The organism is Thiolapillus sp. (assembly GCF_048562965.1).
Classification (GTDB): Bacteria; Pseudomonadota; Gammaproteobacteria; order Chromatiales; family Chromatiaceae; genus Thiolapillus; species Thiolapillus brandeum_A.
The window spans coordinates 1-1703 of the sequence record NZ_JBHNMF010000653.1 but is presented as its reverse complement, the minus strand read 5'-3'; the positions used below and the strand labels follow the sequence as shown (position 1 = coordinate 1703).

General features: G+C 58.5%; 2 protein-coding genes. One reads left to right on the top strand and one right to left on the bottom strand.

Features of this window, described 5'->3' with window-relative positions:
• Positions 1–787 (top strand): molybdate ABC transporter substrate-binding protein (locus tag ACOCD2_RS18835; RefSeq protein WP_293647668.1); only part of this gene is annotated, 787 nt, incomplete at its 5' end.
• 43 nt (positions 788–830) lie between these two features.
• Here ACOCD2_RS18835 and ACOCD2_RS18830 read toward each other — a convergent pair.
• Positions 831–1703 (bottom strand): pyruvate kinase (locus ACOCD2_RS18830; RefSeq protein ID WP_293675066.1); only part of this gene is annotated, 873 nt, incomplete at its 5' end.

The window sequence follows — 1703 nt, the reverse complement described above, 5'->3', positions numbered from 1 at the left end:
CCTAGCAGGCAACCAGTTCATGGTCATGGAGGAACTGATCAGTGATTTCCAGAAACGTCATCCCGACATCAAGACCGTGTTCGTGGAAACCATCCCGCCGGGACAGATTCTCAAAGGCCAGTTGCTCAAGCAGGGCAGCATCGAAGGCCAGAAGATCGCCATGAACCCGGATCTGTACGCCAGCGTCAATCTTGGCCACCTGAAGAAACTCAAGGCCAAGTGGCGCATGGACAAATACATGATCTACACCCACAACAAGCTGGAGCTGATGGTCGCCAAAGGCAATCCCAAGGGGATCAAAAGCCCTGAAGACCTGGGCCGCGATGATCTGGTGCAATCCCATCCCAACCCGCTGACGGAGGGCATTTTCAAGTTCTATGGCGCGCAGATGCTCCGGGATCTGGGGCTGTATGAAAAGGTCACTGGAAACGCAAAATGCAAGGGCTGCTGGGCTGTTCCAGGCAAGACCTGGTTCACCCAGCGCCACCACCGGGAAACCCCACAGCGTATCGAGGAAGGAAAGGCCGATGTGGGCATTGTCTGGACCACGGAGATCACCCATGCCAAGGCAACCGGGCGTAACATCGATGGCGTACCCATATCTGCACCCTACAACCAGCAGGACAAGGTAGGCTATGCCATCGGCACCCTGAAAGACGGGCGCAACCACAACAATGCTGAAACCTTTCTCGCTTACCTGGCTTCCGCACCCGCACAGGGCATCTATGCCAAGTACGGTTTTGTGAATGCCACCGAAGACGAACTGAACCTCAAGCCCATCCCCTGACCCTACCACCGGCGGAATGCGGCTATGCTATTCCGCCGGTGATTCAATCGAGGGCGGCGATCTCCATGCGATAGGTGGCGTCGGGATGTTCCGGCGAAGGCCCCTGGGTCAGTACCGCCGCACCGCTGCGGTAGCCCTGCTCCCGCAACCAGGCTCGACAGAAAGGCGTCCAGTCCTCGTGTTCCTGATCCACTTTTACCGGAAATACTCCCCGTGAAAACTGCAGATTCTGGCAGGTGGCGTGCTGGCTGCTGAAGGCGGTTATCCACACCGGCAAACGGTAACGGGCGATATTTCTTGCCGTTGCTCCCGAGCGGGTCGGCACCACCACTTCCGGCTGTTTCATGGCGAAGACGACCTGTTGCACGCATTCGGCGATCAGATCCACAGCGCTGGTCTCCTCGAACAGGCGGCTGCGTTCTTCAGGCGTGGGCGCCGGCGTTTCCGCCTCGGTGTCCCTGGCGATCCGGGCCAGCATCTTCACCGATTCCACCGGATAGCGGCCTACAGCGGATTCCGCCGACAGCATGACCGCATCAGTACCATCAATGATGGCGTTGGCCACGTCCGTCGCTTCAGCCCGGGTGGGCAGGCGGTTTTCCGTCATGGACTCGAGCATCTGGGTGGCGGTGATAACAGGCTTGCCCACCTCATTGGCCTTGCGCATCAGCTCTTTCTGTACCATCGCAATACCGGATATGGGAATCTCCACACCCAGATCACCCCGGGCAATCATGATCCCGTCGGATACCTGCAGAATTTCATCCAGCGCATCCAGGGCACCCTTGCGCTCGATCTTGGAAACCACAAAGGCCTGCCTGCCCATTTGCTCCATGGCGGCACGCAGGTCCTGTATATCGGAAGCAGACGAGACGAACGACTGGCTGACGGCATCCACTCCCTGGGTCAGGGCATA